Annotated in this window: 17 protein-coding genes; 15 read left to right on the top strand and 2 right to left on the bottom strand. The window is 54.5% G+C overall.

All coding sequences use genetic code 11. The features are described 5' to 3' along the window. The first annotated feature begins 2 nt into the window (after nt 1-2). From ACAM29_RS08420 to ACAM29_RS08390, 7 genes are all read left to right on the top strand, one after another. Entirely contained in the window at nt 3-761 is a 759-nt protein-coding gene (locus tag ACAM29_RS08420; protein WP_206840697.1) for a cell division protein FtsQ/DivIB, read from the top strand. Next, entirely contained in the window at nt 751-2,043 is a 1,293-nt protein-coding gene (gene ftsA, locus ACAM29_RS08415) for a cell division protein FtsA (RefSeq protein ID WP_369623851.1), read from the top strand. The genes ACAM29_RS08420 and ftsA overlap by 11 nt, the downstream gene beginning before the upstream one ends. 71 nt (nt 2,044-2,114) lie before the next feature. Next, nucleotides 2,115-3,296 carry a cell division protein FtsZ gene (gene ftsZ, locus ACAM29_RS08410; RefSeq protein ID WP_091827405.1) on the top strand — a complete coding sequence of 394 codons (1,182 nt, stop codon included), beginning with the start codon at nt 2,115-2,117 and terminating at the stop codon, nt 3,294-3,296. A 95-nt stretch (nt 3,297-3,391) separates the two neighbouring features. Continuing rightward, complete coding sequence (gene lpxC, locus ACAM29_RS08405) at nt 3,392-4,306, top strand: UDP-3-O-acyl-N-acetylglucosamine deacetylase (protein WP_091827404.1); 915 nt, start codon at nt 3,392-3,394, stop codon at nt 4,304-4,306. A gap of 214 nt (nt 4,307-4,520) precedes the next feature. Further along, nucleotides 4,521-7,271 carry a preprotein translocase subunit SecA gene (gene secA / locus ACAM29_RS08400; RefSeq protein ID WP_091827403.1) on the top strand — a complete coding sequence of 917 codons (2,751 nt, stop codon included), beginning with the start codon at nt 4,521-4,523 and terminating at the stop codon, nt 7,269-7,271. 20 nt (nt 7,272-7,291) lie between these two features. Next, on the top strand, nt 7,292-8,509 hold the full coding sequence (argJ, locus tag ACAM29_RS08395) for a bifunctional glutamate N-acetyltransferase/amino-acid acetyltransferase ArgJ (protein ID WP_369623850.1): 1,218 nt from the start codon (nt 7,292-7,294) through the stop codon (nt 8,507-8,509). Nucleotides 8,510-8,521: 12 nt separating this feature from the next. Further along, nucleotides 8,522-9,457 carry a Nudix family hydrolase gene (locus tag ACAM29_RS08390; protein ID WP_369623849.1) on the top strand — a complete coding sequence of 312 codons (936 nt, stop codon included), beginning with the start codon at nt 8,522-8,524 and terminating at the stop codon, nt 9,455-9,457. Between the two features lie 11 nt (nt 9,458-9,468). Here the strand turns inward: ACAM29_RS08390 and ACAM29_RS08385 are convergent, their stop codons facing one another. Continuing rightward, on the bottom strand, nt 9,469-10,119 hold the full coding sequence (locus tag ACAM29_RS08385) for a 4'-phosphopantetheinyl transferase superfamily protein (protein WP_369623848.1): 651 nt from the start codon (nt 10,117-10,119) through the stop codon (nt 9,469-9,471). Between the two features lie 43 nt (nt 10,120-10,162). After that, nucleotides 10,163-10,603 (bottom strand): excinuclease ATPase subunit, encoded by a 441-nt coding sequence (locus tag ACAM29_RS08380; protein ID WP_091827399.1) that lies wholly within the window; start codon nt 10,601-10,603, stop codon nt 10,163-10,165. 196 nt (nt 10,604-10,799) lie between these two features. Between ACAM29_RS08380 and ACAM29_RS08375 the strand changes: the two genes are divergently transcribed. Genes ACAM29_RS08375 through ACAM29_RS08340 form a run of 8 tightly spaced genes read left to right on the top strand, consistent with a single transcriptional unit; the run spans nt 10,800 to nt 16,746 of the window. Then, nucleotides 10,800-11,519 carry a beta-ketoacyl synthase chain length factor gene (locus tag ACAM29_RS08375; protein WP_369623847.1) on the top strand — a complete coding sequence of 240 codons (720 nt, stop codon included), beginning with the start codon at nt 10,800-10,802 and terminating at the stop codon, nt 11,517-11,519. Beyond that, nucleotides 11,512-12,330: a 1-acyl-sn-glycerol-3-phosphate acyltransferase gene (locus ACAM29_RS08370; protein ID WP_254775049.1), complete on the top strand. Its 819-nt coding sequence runs from the start codon at nt 11,512-11,514 to the stop codon at nt 12,328-12,330. Before ACAM29_RS08375 ends, ACAM29_RS08370 begins: the two co-directional genes overlap by 8 nt. Beyond that, nucleotides 12,281-12,544, top strand: coding sequence for a phosphopantetheine-binding protein (locus ACAM29_RS08365; RefSeq protein WP_091827397.1), 264 nt, complete (start codon nt 12,281-12,283; stop codon nt 12,542-12,544). The genes ACAM29_RS08370 and ACAM29_RS08365 overlap by 50 nt, the downstream gene beginning before the upstream one ends. Before the next feature lie 5 nt (nt 12,545-12,549). Further along, a complete protein-coding gene (locus ACAM29_RS08360; RefSeq protein ID WP_369625129.1) occupies nt 12,550-12,795 on the top strand; it encodes an acyl carrier protein in 246 nt (81 codons plus the stop codon). Between the two features lie 5 nt (nt 12,796-12,800). Further along, complete coding sequence (locus ACAM29_RS08355; RefSeq protein ID WP_091827454.1) at nt 12,801-13,340, top strand: hypothetical protein; 540 nt, start codon at nt 12,801-12,803, stop codon at nt 13,338-13,340. Beyond that, nucleotides 13,337-15,031 (top strand): AMP-binding protein, encoded by a 1,695-nt coding sequence (locus ACAM29_RS08350; protein WP_369623846.1) that lies wholly within the window; start codon nt 13,337-13,339, stop codon nt 15,029-15,031. Before ACAM29_RS08355 ends, ACAM29_RS08350 begins: the two co-directional genes overlap by 4 nt. Further along, nucleotides 15,009-15,776 carry a glycosyltransferase family 2 protein gene (locus ACAM29_RS08345; RefSeq protein WP_369623845.1) on the top strand — a complete coding sequence of 256 codons (768 nt, stop codon included), beginning with the start codon at nt 15,009-15,011 and terminating at the stop codon, nt 15,774-15,776. Before ACAM29_RS08350 ends, ACAM29_RS08345 begins: the two co-directional genes overlap by 23 nt. Further along, nucleotides 15,769-16,746, top strand: coding sequence for a lipid A biosynthesis acyltransferase (locus tag ACAM29_RS08340; protein ID WP_369623844.1), 978 nt, complete (start codon nt 15,769-15,771; stop codon nt 16,744-16,746). The genes ACAM29_RS08345 and ACAM29_RS08340 overlap by 8 nt, the downstream gene beginning before the upstream one ends. Nucleotides 16,747-16,748: the final 2 nt, after the last annotated feature.

Genomic DNA, 16,748 nt, shown 5'->3' with positions numbered 1-16,748 from the left:
TCATGAGCAGGAGCAGTGTCGAACAACACACACAACAGGGGCTGGATCGCTACTGGCGCAGTGTTGTGTTGCTGACGCTGCTGGTGGTGTTTGTCGGCATTGGCAGCTCGGCGCTGCGTGAGCTCTGGGGCTGGCTGAATCAGCCGGTAGCTGAGATCCGTATGGCGGGGGCGACACGCCATCTGGACAAAACCGCGCTTGCACAGACACTGGCCGGAGGCCTCACCAGTCCGCTGCTGCAGCTGGATTTGAAGCAGATTCAGGAGCAGTTGATCGGTGATCCCTGGGTGCACAGCGCCAGTGTCAGACGGCAGTGGCCGCCTTCGCTGGAGGTACAGCTTGAAGAGGAGGTGCCGGTTGCCCGCTGGGGTGACAAGGGGCTTCTGAACCACCAGGGCGATATTTTCTGGCCCGAGCTGAAGCCAGAATACCGGGCGTTGCCTCGACTGAGCGGGCCGGCTCATGAAACGGTCAGGATCATGCAACAGTTTCATGACCTGAACCGGATGTTCTCCAGTGAAGGACTGCGGCTTACGGGCCTGACGCTGGAAACACGTGGTGCCTGGACACTGGAGCTGGATAACGGTATTCGCGTTGTTGCCGGTCGTGAGCAGCTGGTACCGCGACTGAAACGTTTTTTAAGCATCTATCGCCAGAATCTGGCCGAAAAGGCGGGGCAGATAGAGCAGATCGATATTCGATATACCAATGGCGTGGCCGTTAGCTGGCGCGCAGGAGCAGGACAGGATAATGCAGGTTAAGGGCGATATGGCAGGTAACATGATCGTCGCACTCGATATCGGCACCTCGAAGGTGGTGTGTCTGGTGGGCGAAATGACCCCACAGGGCACAATCGAGATCGTTGGCGTCGGTTCCCAGTCTTCACGCGGGTTGAAGCGTGGTGTAGTGGTCAATATTGAATCAACTGTCAGCTCGATCCAGCGTGCCGTGGAAGAGGCTGAACTGATGGCTGGCTGTAAGGTCCACGGGGTCACGGTGGGGATCGCCGGCAGTCACATCAGCAGCCTGAATTCCCATGGCATCGTGGCCGTGCGCGATCGCGAAGTGTCCGACTATGATCTTGAACGCGTGATTGATGCAGCGCGTGCCGTGGCCATTCCTGCGGATCAGAAAATCATCCATATCCTGCCGCAGGAGTATCTGATCGACAATCAGGAAGGGATCAAAGAGCCACTGGGAATGTCGGGCGTGCGCCTTGAAGCCAAAGTGCATTTGGTCACTGGCGCGATCAACGCGATTCAGAATATTGAAAAATGCATCCGCCGTTGCGGCCTTGAGGTGGATGCCGTAGTGCTGGAGCAGCTGGCGTCCAGCTATGCGGTCTTGACCGATGACGAGAAGGACCTGGGCGTTTGTATCGTCGATATCGGCGGTGGCACTACCGACATTGCTGTCTTTACTGGCGGCTCGATTCGCCATACGGCGGTTATTCCGATTGCCGGTGATCAGGTAACCAACGATATCGCCATGGCGCTGCGCACGCCGACGCAGCATGCGGAACAGATCAAGATCAAATACGCCTGTGCACTGGCTCAGCTCGCCCATGCGGACGAAATGATCAAGGTGCCCAGTGTGGGTGACCGCCCCGCACGGGATCTGTCCCGCCAGGCGCTGGCTGAAGTGGTTGAGCCTCGCTACGAAGAGTTGTTCACATTGATTCAGGCCGAACTGCGTCGCAGTGGCTTTGAGGATCTGGTGGCCGCCGGCATCGTGCTGACCGGTGGCACCGCCAAGATGGAAGGTGCCGTGGAGCTGGCGGAAGAAATTTTCCACATGCCGGTACGGTTAGCCAGACCGCAGGGCATTCGGGGGCTGGAGGCTCAGCTTAGCAACCCGATCTATGCCACCAGTATTGGCTTGCTGCACTACGCCAAACAGGATCATGAGGTGCCGATGGCACCCATCGCCGCAGAGACTGGCACTGAGCTGGTTGCGGTACCGCAGGAACGTCCGCGCATGCCCAGACCTAATCCGGGTGTGTATCTGAAACGGTTCAAGGAATGGTTGCAGGGCAACTTCTAAGAGCGAAATTCATTAATGCAGTTGCCGGTAGTGCCGGAAGGTAGTGGCAGGCGCCCGGTAAGGAGGAAAACATGTTTGAACTGGTTGAAAGTGTTACGCAGAGTGCGCTGATTAAGGTTATCGGTGTCGGTGGCGGTGGTGGCAACGCCGTACAGTATATGGTCAACAAAGAGGTTGAAGGTGTCGAGTTCATCTGTGCCAATACCGATGCTCAGGCACTGAGCCGTAATGCTGCCCGTACGGCGCTGCATATCGGCGGTGAGCTGACCAAAGGGCTGGGTGCAGGCGCCAACCCGGATATTGGCCGCCAGGCGGCGATCGAGGATCGCGAGAGGATCGCTGAAACACTGGCCGGGGCTGATATGGTATTCATTACTGCCGGCATGGGCGGTGGGACCGGAACCGGTGCCGCACCCATTGTGGCCGAGGTCGCCCGCGAACTGGGTATTCTGACCGTGGCTGTGGTCACCCGACCGTTCCCGTTCGAGGGCCGCAAGCGGATGAAAATTGCGGAAGAGGGCATCAGTGAGCTGCGTGATGCGGTCGACTCCCTGATTATTATTCCGAATGAGAAACTGATGCAGGTGCTGGGTAAAAACTGCAGTCTGGTCAATGCGTTCAGTGCAGCCAACGATGTGCTTAAGGGCGCCGTACAGGGGATTGCCGACCTGATTACCCGTCCGGGCATGATTAACGTCGACTTTGCCGACGTGCGAACCGTTATGTCTGAAATGGGCATGGCGATGATGGGCAGTGCGGTTGCGCGTGGTGACAATCGTGCCGAAGAGGCCGCCGAAGCCGCCATTCGCAGCCCGCTGCTGGAAGATATCGACCTGCGTGGTGCCAGTGGTATTCTGGTCAACATCGCGGCAGGCGAAGATCTGAGTCTGGGTGAATTTACCGAGGTGGGTAACATCGTCGAGCAGTACGCCGATGAAGATGCCACCATTGTGGTCGGTACCGTTATTGATCCGTCTCTGGGCGATGAAATCAAGGTAACTGTCGTTGCCACAGGACTTGATCGTGCGCGCAATCAGTCGATGAAAGTGGTTCAGGGCAATGCGCCGACCAGTCGCAAACAGGATGGATCGCTCAACCTGGATGAAATCGAGCTGCCGACCATTCTGCGTCGTCAGCGCGAGGAAGCGCTGCTGGACAAGCCTCAGCAGGATTCAGGCGTTGACCAGAGCGGGCGTCGGGATGACTACGGAAGCCTGGATATCCCGACATTTCTGCGGCGTCAGGCTGATTAGAAAACAGGCAGGTGAGAACCTTTAGATTGATGAAGGTGTCACTTGTTTGTTAGAATTTCCTGATATTTTTGTAACATTTTAGGTTGGCGAAGCGGATGATCAAACAGCGCACTCTCAAGAACAGCATTAAGGCCACCGGCATCGGTCTGCATACCGGCCAGAAGGTGTACCTGACGCTGAAGCCGGCGCCGGTCAATACTGGCATCGTGTTTCGACGAGTTGACCTGGATCCTGTTTTCGAGATCGAGGCTCGTGCTGATAACGTAGCCGATACGACGCTGTCGACCAACCTGGCGCGTGATGGCATCCGTGTTGCGACGGTCGAGCATCTGTTGTCGGCATTGGCAGGGCTGGGTATAGACAACGCGCTGGTGGAACTGAGTGCTGAAGAAGTTCCCATCATGGATGGCAGTGCTGCTCCCTTCGTGTTCCTGGTTCAGTCTGCCGGCATCGAAGAGCAAAATGCCCCGAAGCAGTTCATTCGCATCAAGAAGGAAGTAACCGTCAGCAACGAAGGCAAAACCGCAACCTTCCGTCCTTTTGATGGCTTCAAGGTGGGCTTCTGCATTGAATTCGATCACCCGGCTTTTGCCAACCGAAACATGGAAGCAGTACTGGACTTCTCCAGCACCTCCTTCGTGAAGGAAGTCAGCCGGGCGCGCACCTTTGGTTTTATGCGCGATATCGAATATCTGCGCTCGCAGAACCTGGTACTCGGTGGAAGCTTCGAGAATGCCATCGTGGTTGATGACTTCAAAATCCTGAATGAAGACGGTCTGCGCTACGAAGACGAGTTCGTCAAACACAAGGTGCTGGATGCAATCGGTGATCTCTACCTGTTGGGCAAAAGCCTGATTGGCGAGTTCTATGGGTACAAGTCCGGTCATTACCTGAACAACATGTTGCTGCGTGAACTGCTGGCAACCGAAGATGCCTGGGAGCTGGTTACTTTTGAAGGTCAGGAACAGGCTGCCCCTATTTCCTACCATCGTCCGGTTGCGGCGGGTTGATCGCTCGCTACCGCTGACCAGCAAAGCCGGCCCCGTGCCGGTTTTGTCGTTTTCAGGGCCGGTTTTTGCTGTTCCGGCACCAAGTCAAATTTGTATCGCATTGACATTCAACTATCTGCCCCAATACAGGTACAATGTCGTATCCATTTTTTCAGGCAAAGGATCTCCGGGCTTACTCCCGCCTCTTTGCATTCAACCGGTTAAAAGTCGAATTATGCTGACCTCACTGTTCAAGAAGATTCTGGGAAGTAAAAACGAGCGCGAACTGAAGCGCCTTGGCAAGATCGTCAAGCAGATCAACACGCTGGAGGAGGCCTTTGAAGCGCTCTCCGATGACGAGTTGAAAGGCAAGACAGTTGAGTTCAGGAAGCGTCTGGAACAGGCGGAGCCGCTGGACAAGGTCCTGCCCGAAGCCTTTGCCGCTGTGCGCGAAGCCTCCAAGCGTGTGATGGGCATGAGGCACTTTGATGTCCAGCTGATCGGTGGTTTGGCACTGCATGAAGGCAAAGTGGCCGAGATGAAGACCGGTGAGGGCAAGACGCTGGTCGCCACCCTGGCCGTTTACCTTAACGCCTTGCCTCAGCGTGGCGTGCATGTTGTCACCGTGAACGACTACCTGGCCCAGCGTGATGCCGACTGGATGCGCCCGCTGTACGAATCCCTTGGTCTGAGCGTTGGTGTCGTGCGCTCCGGGCAGGACCCGGAATCCAAACGTGCAGCCTATGCCTGTGACATCACTTACGGTACCAACAACGAATTCGGCTTTGACTACCTGCGCGACAATATGGCGTTCAGCCTTGCTGACAAGGTGCAGCGTGACTTCTGCTTCGCGGTTGTCGATGAGGTTGACTCCATCCTGATCGATGAGGCGCGTACCCCTCTGATCATTTCAGGTCCGGCGGAAGACAGCTCAGCCACCTATCAGAAGATCAATCAGCTGATCCCCAATCTGCAGCAGTTCCATGGTGAGCTGGATCCGAAAGATACTGAACAGGTTGTCGATGAGCATTTTGCGGTTGATGAGAAAAACCGCACGGTCGAGCTGACCGAAGCCGGCCATCAGCTGGTGGAAGATCTTCTGATCGAACACGGCATGCTTAACGAAGGTGAAAGCCTGTATGCGCCGCAAAACCTGAACCTGTTGCACCATGTGCTGGCCGCACTGCGAGCCCACTATCTGTTTCAGCGTGACAAGGACTACATTATTCAGAACGGCCAGATCGTCATCGTTGACGAGCATACCGGCCGTATCATGCCCGGGCGTCGCTGGTCTGAAGGGTTGCATCAGGCTGTTGAAGCGAAAGAGGGCGTTCAGATCCAGATGGAAAGCCAGACACTGGCTTCAACCACCTTCCAGAACTACTTCCGTCTGTATGAAAAGCTGTCTGGCATGACCGGTACGGCCGATACTGAAGCGTTCGAACTGCGTCAGATCTACGGCCTTGATGTGGTGGTTATTCCCACCAACCGTCCGGTGCAGCGCAAGGACTATAATGACATCGTGTTCCTCACCATCGAGGAAAAATATCAGGCGATCGTCAAGGAAATTCGCCATTGCCGCGAACATAACCGGCCTGTATTGGTGGGCACGGCTTCGGTTGAGTCATCGGAACTGCTGTCGGCACTGCTGAAGAAAGAAGACATTCCGCATAACGTTCTCAACGCCAAGAATCATGGGCGTGAGGCTGAAATCATTGCTGAAGCAGGCCGTCCTGGCGCAATCACCATCGCTACCAACATGGCAGGTCGTGGTACGGACATCAAGCTTGGCGGCAAGCTGGAAGCTGAGCTGGAAGCAATGTCGGCTGACAGTAGTCAGGCTGAAGTTGATGAAGCCATGCGCGAATGGCGTGAACGCCACGATATTGTGATCGAAGCGGGTGGTTTGCACATTATCGGTACCGAACGCCATGAATCCCGTCGTATCGACAACCAGTTGCGCGGTCGTGCCGGCCGTCAGGGCGACCCTGGGTCATCCCGCTTCTTCCTGTCGATGGAAGATGACCTGATGCGTATCTTCGCCTCCGAGCGTGTGCGCCAGTTCATGCAGGCACTGGGCATGGAAAAGGGTGAAGCGATTGAGCACAAGATGGTGACCAACGCCATCGAAAAGGCACAGCGCAAGGTAGAAGGTCGCAACTTTGATATCCGCAAGTCGCTGCTTGAATATGACGATGTCGCCAACGATCAGCGCAGCGTGATTTATGACCAGCGTAACGAAGTGATGGCATCGGATGATATTTCCGAAACCATCGCCTCAGTGCGTGATGAAGTGATTGAAAACACCATCAGCGAACATGTCCCGCCGCAGAGTCTTGAAGAGATGTGGGATGTACCGGCGCTGGAAAAAGCGCTGGAAACTGAATTTGCTCTTCAGATGCCGATACAGCAGTGGCTGGATGAAGATGATTCGCTGCATGAGGAAACCCTGCGCGAGAAAATCAATCACGAAATCGTATCGGCCTATAAGGCGAAGGAAGAGGTTGTTGGCGCCCCAACACTGCGCATGTTCGAGAAACAGGTGATGCTGCAGGTCCTCGACACGCTTTGGAAAGAGCATTTGCAGACTATGGACCTGTTGCGTCAGGGTATCCATCTGCGTGGTTATGCGCAGAAAAACCCCAAGCAGGAATACAAGCGCGAAGCCTTTGCTCTGTTCCAGGACCTGCTTGATAACATCAAACGCGATGTGATCCGCATTCTGAGTCATGTGAAGGTTCGTGAGCAGGAAGAAGTGGAACGTATGGAAGCCGAGCGCCGCGCCCAGGCCGAACGTCAGCAGATGAACTTTGAACACGCTCAGGGCAGTGCCATGGCGGAAGAAGAGACCCAAGAGCAACCTGAGGCTGATCCGGCCGATAACGCCGAGCCCTATGTGCGTCAGGCACCCAAGGTAGGTCGTAACGATCCCTGCCCGTGCGGATCAGGCAAAAAATACAAACAGTGTCACGGTAAAATCAGTTAATTACTAAGGAAAACAGCATCATGGCAGTTGGTCCGGCTACTTTGCCACAGTTACATCCGGTTAAGGGATTTCGTCTGGGTATCGCATCCGCAGGGATCAAGAAACCGGGCCGACGCGATATTGTGCTGATGGAGCTGGCCGAAGGCAGCTCGCTGGCTGGCGTGTTTACACTGAATGCCTTTTGCGCTGCGCCGGTGCGAATCTGCAAGCAGCACCTGGGCCAGGCCGGTTCACGCTATATGCTGATTAATACCGGTAACGCTAACGCGGGCACTGGGGAGCAGGGCATGCGTGATGCGATGAGCTGTTGTGAAGCCGTTGCAGACTTGTGTGATGTGCCGGTAGAAGCAGTTCTGCCGTTTTCCACCGGTGTGATTGGTGAACCGCTGCCGGTAGCGAAGATTCTGTCGGCGCTGGACGCGGCCAAAGCCGACCTGTCGGAAAACAACTGGGAGCAGGCCGCTTCGGGCATCATGACCACCGATACCCGCCCCAAGGCAGCCAGCGAACAGTTTGAATACAAGGGCAAAACGGTAACCCTGACCGGCATCTCCAAAGGCGCCGGCATGATCATGCCCAATATGGCCACCATGCTGGGCTATGTCGCTACCGATGCCGAGATCCCGCAGCCGCTGCTGCAGCAGTGGTTGAGCAGTGTGGCGGACCGCTCTTTCAACCGCATCACTATTGATGGTGACACTTCAACCAATGATTCTTGCATGCTGGCGGCTACAGGTGCCAGCGGCGTGCTGATTGACGGCTCGGACTACGAGCTGGCCAGCCTGTTTACCGAAGCACTGGAGCGCGTCATGTTGTCACTGTCACACGCCATTGTGCGAGATGGTGAGGGCGCGACCAAGTTTGTTGAGGTGCGTGTTGAGTCAGCGGGTACCAGCAAGGAAGCGCTGGATGTTGCCTATACCATTGCTCACTCACCTTTGGTCAAGACGGCGCTCTTTGCCAGCGACCCGAACTGGGGCCGTATTTTGGCCTGTGTGGGCCGTGCCGGGATCGACAATCTGGATCTGGACGCTTTGCAGATCTACCTCAACGATGTCTGCATTGTTGAGAAGGGCGGTCGTGCGGCCAGCTACACCGAAGAAGCCGGTCAGGCGGTCATGAACGGAGAAGAAATTTTGATCCATGTGGTCCTCAACCGCGGCCAGGTCACCGAACGGGTCTGGACCACAGACCTGTCCCATGACTACGTCAGCATCAACGCGGATTACCGCAGCTGATCTGTATCCGATATGCCTAAACTGATCCACGTTGCTGCGGCGGTCATTCGTGACCGCCGCGGTCACATCCTCATCGCCCGTCGACCCGATGACAAGCATCAGGGCGGTCTGTGGGAGTTTCCCGGTGGCAAGGTAGAGCCTGGCGAACCCGTTGCTCAGGCGCTCTCCCGTGAACTGCTTGAAGAGTTGGGGATTCAGGTTTTACAGGCACACCCTCTGATTCGTATTCCGCATCATTATCCTGATAAGTCGGTGCTGCTGGATGTATGGGAGGTGACTGTGTTTGAGGGTGAAGCGCATGGGGCCGAAGGTCAGCCGGTTTGTTGGGTTGCGCCCGAAGTACTGGATGACTATGCCTTTCCCGCGGCCAACACGCCCATCATTACAGCCGCACGCCTGTCGCCACGGCTGCTGATCACCGGTGACGTTGATGACATCGATGTGTGTACAGGAAAACTGCAACAGGCGCTGGAGCAGGGCATTACTCAGGTTATGCTGCGTGCCAAGTCGCTCAGCGAGACCGCTTTTGAGGACCGGTATCAACAGCTGCAACCGTTGTGTGACGAATTCAATGCTCTGATGGGGGTGAATACCTCCGTTGAGCAGGCCAATGCATTGTGTGCTGAGCACCTGCATCTAACGTCGGCGCGTTTGCAGGCGCTGGGCAATCGGGCTCAGTTCAAGGGGCGCTGGCTCAGTGCCTCCTGCCACAACGCGGAGCAGATCCGCATGGCGCAGGAGAAGGGCGTCGACTTCATCACCCTGTCACCGGTCAAACCCACCCGCTCACACCCGGGTTCACCGGTGTTGGGTTGGGAAGGTTTTGCCGAACTGGTCGCCGAATGCAGGCTGCCGGTCTATGCGCTGGGCGGGCTTGGTGAAGATGACTTGGCCCGGGCTCGAGAGCAGGGGGCTCAGGGTATCGCGGCGATCTCGGCCTGGTGGTGAAGCCGAATCGTTTAATGTGTTACTGAGCGTTCTTGAAACGAATCCAGATCAATAAAATGCTTAATTTCCACTGCGGTGTGCAGATGTTTGCTGTGCACAATCGCGGCTTGGTAGCCCTCCAGTTCAAACTCAGACAGCTGCCATTCCAACTGTCCGCTTTTTAATTGTAAATACGATAGCTTTTTTAAGATTGCTTCTGATTGGTCAAATTTCGGCAAGGCCTTGTATAAAGCTTCCTTGGCACACCAAACGCGATAGAAATATAACTGCCGTTGGTGCTCAGAGGTGGGCAATCGCTTTAGTTCGCTGCTGTTCATGAACAGCTCTGCCATCGATTGCAGGTTTTGCCTTGGCTGTACTCTTTCTATATCAACACCAACTTTAAGTGGGCTTAGAGTAAAACAAACCAGGTCATGGCTGTGGCTCAGGCTAATATAAGCAGGGGATGGCAGATTATGAATAATGGGAGCTGCATTGGTAACCTCTTCAATTATCCAGCTCTCGGCTGGACGTTGGTAATATCGAGATAAAGCCAGGCATATCAAGAGCCTGCTGTAGAGGTATTCCCGCTGTCGTTTATTCGAGTTAATGCGCAGGTAATGCTGTTGTTGCATCGGCGGGAGCAGATGTAACATCTCCTCAGATGTCAGTGGAGAGTGCATCCGGACTCTGGTGTACCAGAGCCGGATACATGTGTTTGGCTGCTCAGCGGGCAAGCTTGACCACTTCACCGGTCAGTGCAACACCGGCCATGATCGCCCCAGCATGACACTCGTACTCTTTATTACTGCTGACCTTGTTTTTCTTGTAGTAGCTGGCAATATTTATGACAGCATTACCGCCTTCTTTTATTGCGCGTTCCTGCAGGGTAAGGAGAGCAGACAGCATTACCCAGCGACAGGCTTCTTCATCGCTTTTGTTGAAAGCGTTGGTTTTTTTGTTGGTCGAGAAGTTCCCAAAAGATCGTGATACTTTAGGATGACTCTGGTTACCAAAATAGAAACGGATATTCGGATCCAGCTTCTCTTTGAAATCCGGTGACTGAAATGCTTCCTCAATGGACAGCATATGCTTGGTGTCACGACTAAAGGCTTGAGGTGATGCCAGAATAAGAAAGACTGAGAGGCACGCAGCAATTTTTTTCACGCTTAACTCCTTGTGTTATCAGAATCCCGAGTGCCGCGGATTATAGGCATAGTAACCTCATTGTTCAAACGACTTGCTCTTTGCATCGACCTGTTGTGCAGGTAGAATCCGCTTGTCCCTCAACAGGGACAATGTTTCAAGACTGGGATGGCTGGCCTGCTTGGTTTTGAGTGTACTGCAGGCAGGAGTAAGGACATTGCTGAGTTTCAAGTTGCAAGCATGGAATGCATTGGCACCTGGACTGGAAGATTCCTCTGACTGGAGTCGCTGGCTGGAGCAGCCAGTTTCTCTCCCTGCCGAGCTGCATAAGGTAGCCCTGAAACAGATTCCTCCCATGTTGAGGAGACGCTTTACCGAGCTGGGTCGTTGTGCTGCTGGTGCGGCCTTGCCCCTGCTCGAAGATGTTGATGGTGTTCCTGGCGTCTTTGCATCAAGACATGGTGATACACCGCTGACTTTATCCCTGCTGGAAGGCATTGCTGGTGATGAACCAATGTCGCCAACAGGGTTTAGCTTGGCGGTTCACAATGCCGTGAGTGGGCTGCTCTCAATCGCCCGCAAGGACGTCAGTGAAGTGACGGCGATAGCATCGGTCGAAAATTTGATCCCTCATGCATTGTTGGAGGCTGTGACTCAGCTGCAGAATAGTGAGAGCGTACTGTGCCTCATTTATGATGTTCCCCTGCCTGAGCTTTACCAGCCCTATACTTCATGCGAGCCTTTCCCCTTTGCCCTTGCGATGCTGCTCAGTCGCAGTGAGGGTGTCAAAATGACGCTTGAGCAACACTCGCCTCAGGCTATTGAGGCCGACTCCAGTGATTTGCTGCGCACGATGCGGTGCATAACCGGGCTTGATCGCGACGTGCACTTTCCAGTGTGCGCAGAAATGGGCTGGAAGCTGAGCCGTGATGAATAACATGCAGGCGCGTATTAATCATGTCTGGCGTTGGTGTGGCACCGCATTCAGTTTTCTGGTGTTTGGTGTGGGGGGCATATTGCTGCCGCTTATTATCATGCCGGTACTTTATGTGCTTCCCGGTAGTGCCGAGCAGCGTGAGCAAAGAGGGCAACAGGTAATCCATCATGCCTTCCGCTTTTATATTGGCCTGATGAAGTTTTTGGGTGTGCTCAGCTATGAAGTGGACGGTCTCGACAAGCTGCGCAACGCTCGACTGATTCTTGCCAATCATCCGTCATTGATTGACGTAATCTTCCTTATCGCCCTGGTGCCCAATGCCAGCTGTGTGGTGAAAGGTAAATTGACCCGCAATCCATTCACCCGCGGGCCGGTTAAAACTGCCGGTTACATTATCAATGAAGAAAGTGACAAGGTTATAGCGGCTGCCAGTGCTGCCTTTGCCAAAGGACGTGCCCTGATTATTTTTCCGGAGGGTACACGTACCACGCCGGGAAAACCTCTGCAGCTTAAACGGGGTGCGGCCAATGTGGCCGTTCGTACCGCTGTGGATATTACACCGGTTTTGATTTCCTGCTGCCCGACCACTTTGACTAAGGAGGACCGCTGGTATCAGGTACCTGCGTCGAAAGTGCATATGCGTATACAGGTTAATGAGGCTATTCCAATAGAGCCATACCTGCAGGATAGTGTCCCTTCTGTAGCGGCAAGACAACTGACGGCGGATCTTGCCGATTATTTTGATAAGGAGTTAAGAGTTCATGAGCAGTCTGCACCTGGAAGTAAAGCAGATGATTATCGATGCGCTTGATCTTGAAGATCTTGATGTAACAGAGATCGACGATAGTGAGCCCCTGTTTGTTGATGGGTTGGGTCTGGACTCGATCGATGCATTGGAAATCGGACTGGCATTGCAAAAACGGTATGGCATTAAGCTGAAAGCAGACTCTGAAGAGACTCGTCAGCATTTTGCCAGCGTGAATGCGCTGGTTGCTTTGATTCAATCTCAAGCTGAACGTAAGTGAGTGCTATGTCAGGTCAGGACAAAACCTATCAAAAAATCGCACAGGTTCTTGAAGAACTGTTTGAAATCGACCCGGATTCGATCCATCCCGATGCAAACCTTTATCAGGACCTCGACATTGACAGCATTGATGCAGTCGACCTGGTTGTTGAGCTGAAGAGAATGACCGGTAAAAAGATCAAGCCGGAAGATTTCAAATCAGTGCGCACCGTGCAGGATGTCGTCACCGAAGTTGAAAAACTGCTCGACTGATCCTGATGCTGATTCGCGCCCTGGTTACATTACTGACCCTGAGCTACCCGTTTTTGGTGTACTGGGGACTGCAGCGTTTTGATGCGCTTGCCTTACTGCCTGTTCTGATGGCGGTATTGATTCTCCGTTGGCTCGGAGGAGAGCATGCGCGTGATCGTTTTGTGATTGCTGCCAGTGCGCTGGGTGTGTTGGCCGTCACGCTGCTGTGGGATCCCCACCAGGGGCTCAAGCTTTATCCGGTACTGGTTAACCTGGGCCTGCTGGTCGTGTTTGGCAGCAGCCTCTTTGCGTCTCAGACAGTTATTGAGCGGCTTGCCCGTATAAAAGAGCCAACCCTTCCGCCAGAGGGAGTGCGCTACACACGCAAGGTGACGCAGGCCTGGTGTCTGTTTTTTATGTTCAACGCAGCGGTATCGACCGCTACCATGTTATGGGCTTCAGAAGAGGTTTGGGTGCTATACAACGGCCTGATAGCCTATCTCCTGATTGGGGTTATGCTGGCAGTGGAATGGCTTGTCAGACAGCGTGTCAGGAGGCGAGCATGAGCAGCCTTGTACCCCTGTCGGACTGGTTGAACCAGGCTCCCAATGCAGCTGTGGCTCATGACGAAACAGGGCTCGTTTCACGATCGGACATCAGCAAAAGAGTCGCTTACTGGTGCCTACGATTGCCGGCCGAATCTGGGCAGCGTTGGGCTGTCTATCATCAGGATACGGTTGAGTTTTTGGCTCTGTCGCTGGCGCTGTGGCAGCTGGGCTGTACCGTATGCATTCCCGGTGACAATCTTCCTGCGACCAATGAACGTTTACAGCGCAGAGTGTCGGGGTTTGCTGGCCAGTACCCCGCGTCATTGCTGTCTTACAATGACTCCCCCTCGAAAGCATCAAGCGCACAGATCTGGCGCCCGTTGCCAGCCGGTTTTCCGGCACTGGAGATCTTTACCTCCGGCTCGACGGGAGAGCCCAAGCCCATTCTTAAAACCTTTGCTCAGATTGAAAGTGAGTTGGGGGCATTGGAGCGGTTATGGCCGGAAGAGAAGCAGGCCGTGATCGTGACCACGGTGACGCACCAGCATCTGTATGGACTGACCTTCCGCCTGTTTTGGCCGCTCTGCAGAGGGCAGATCTTTGAACGCAACAGTTGTCAGTTCGTTGAAGACATTGTCAGCAGAGCACAACAGCATGCACAGTTTGTTCTGGTGTCTACACCCTCTCACTTAAGCCGACTGAATCCGGGGCTTGATTGGGTGAGTCTGCGTTCACGCTGTGAATGTGTTTTGTCATCGGCGGCACCCTTACAACGTGCAGATAGCCTGCAGGTGTCAGCGTTGCTGCAGGCCCCGGTACGTGAAATATATGGCAGCTCGGAAACCGGCGCGGTGGCCTGGCGTATTCAGCACCCCCAGGTTGAGGCCCGTTGGCAGCCATTGCCAGGGGTGCGTTGTACGCTGACGGCTGACTCGACTCTGCAGGTGGACGCCCCTCAAGTGCAGCATGGCCGTCAGGTTCTGTCTGACCGGGTTGAGCTTGCACCGGATGGCAGTTTTGTTCTGTTGGGTCGCACCGATCGCATTGCCAAAATAGAAGGCAAACGAATCTCTCTACTGGAAGTGGAGCAGGTGGCGGAGCAACAGGGGATGATTAAAACCGCCAAGGCACTTGTTTTGAATGGTCGTCGCACAGAAGTAGCTCTGGTTGCGGAGTTGACCCCCGAGGGGGAACGGTGTCTTCAGGCAAGCAGTAAAAAAGCGCTGGTGCGCCAGTTGCGTCAGGCATTCAGCCAGCATTTTGAGCCGGTAGCACTGCCACGGAGGTGGCGGTTTGTTAAACAGATGCCGTACAACCCGCAGGGGAAAATTACAGTGGATTCCTTGAAGGCGATGTTCCAGCAGGATGAGGTCAAGTGGCCGCACTTGGTGAATCAGACCGTTACGGTTCACACGGCTGAGCTCGAATTGAAAATTCCGTCTCAGCTAATCTATTTCGACGGTCATTTTGCGGGAAACCCTATTCTCCCGGGTATTACCCAAGTGCACTGGGCTGCACATTATGGCCGTGAGTTGCTGGGGGTTAAGGGTGTTTTCTGTGGCCTTGAGGCTGCGAAGTTTCAGCAGGTTATTTTCCCCGAAGCGGAGATAACATTGTTGCTTGAGTACTCGAAAGAGAAGCAAAAGCTCACATTCAAGTATGTTTCGGGGAAAGGAGGTCATTCCAGTGGACGGATCTGTTTCAACTGAGCCTCTGTTCAGGGCGGCTATCGTCATTCCGGTCTATAACCATGAAGAAGCCATAGGGCCTACACTGGCCAGTGTGCTTGAATATGGCTATCCAGTACTGTTGGTCGATGATGGCAGTGGCCTGGCCTGCCGTGATGTGCTTATCAATCTGGACCGGCAATATGATGAGCGGGTGCAGTTGATCAGGTTGGCACAAAACGGCGGCAAGGGTGCGGCCGTAAAAGCAGGCCTGCGGCATCTGTTTGCGCTGGGCTATACCCATGCCGTTCAAATCGATGCAGATGGCCAGCATGATCTAACCGATCTGCCCACTTTCATGGCCACCGGTAAGCGTCAACCTGAAGCGCTGGTTACCGGCTATCCCCGTTATGACGCGTCTGTACCTGCGCTGCGATATTATGCCCGTTACCTGACTCACGTTTGGGTCTGGATCAATACACTGTCGCTGCGTATCAAAGACACCATGTGTGGCTTCAGAGTGTATCCCCTGGCAAAAGTGGTTGAGCTGCTGGATCAGGAATCCTGCGGCAATCGCATGGATTTTGATCCGGAAGTCATCGTACGCTGGGCGTGGCGTGGCTGGCCGGTGGAAAATCTGCCTACACAGGTGCATTACCCGATTGATGGGGTATCGCATTTCAATGCGGTTAAAGACAACGTTTTGATCTCGTTAATGCATGCTCGGCTGTTCTTCGGCATGCTGGTGCGCTTGCCGAAAATCCTGAGTAATCGTCGTCATGTCTGAGCCTCGCAAACACTGGGCCGGTGTTGGCGAAGCCGGTACCTTGTTGGGCATGAAGAGCCTGTTGCTGGCCTATCGGTTGTTTGGCCGTACTGGGTTCAGGATCATCCTGCTGCCGGTGATGGCCTATTTCTATTTGACGCGCACTGAGTCACGTCGTGCTTCCAAGGCCTATCTGCGACGAATGCTTGGTCAACTGCCGTCCGAACGGCATACCGGGCTGACCCCGTTTCGCCACTTCTGGTGTTTCGGTGAAATTCTGCTCGATAAGCTGTTGGTCTGGATGGGGCATATTCGTCACGAAGATGTGGTGTTTGCAACCCCAGACGCATTTGCTGAGGTCGACAGGAGCCGCAGCGGCGGCATTATCATTGTCTCTCATCTGGGCAATACGGAGGTGTGCAGCGCCCTGGCACATCAACTTCCGGATATCGCCGTGACCATGCTGGTTTACACCCGGCATGCCGAGAAATTCAATCGGCTCATGAAGCAGGCGAATGCTACTGCTGCCATCAACCTAATGCAGGTAACCGACATGTCTCCGGCGACGGCGATGTTACTGTCGGAAAGAGTCGCTGCGGGGGAGTACATTGTGATAGCGGGCGACCGTACTCCGGTGCATGGAGGCGGGCGAACATCAAAGGTCAACTTTCTTGGTGATGAAGCCGAGTTTCCGCAGGGGGCCTTTATCCTGGCCAGCCTGCTGCGCTGCCCGGTATATCTGATGTTTTGCCTGAAGGAGTCGGGCCGTTACCACCTCTACCTCGAGTGGTTCAGTGACCAGTTGTCGTGGCCGCGCAAAAAACGCAATGAAGGCCTGCAACAGGCCGCTCAGGATTATGCAGACCGGCTGGCTGAATATTGCCGTCGGACACCCCTGCAATGGTTTAATTTTTTTCCCTTCTGGTTGGCGGATCAGGACGAGAACCCCTCACCAGAGTCTGAGTGCTCTCGGTCAAACAAGCACTCATGAAG

The sequence above is a fragment of the Marinobacterium sp. BA1 genome (genome assembly GCF_041155135.1).
GTDB classification, from domain to species: Bacteria; Pseudomonadota; Gammaproteobacteria; order Pseudomonadales; family Balneatricaceae; genus Marinobacterium; species Marinobacterium iners.
Note: the sequence above shows the minus strand (reverse complement) of the source record. Positions and strands in the feature narration are given on the sequence as shown.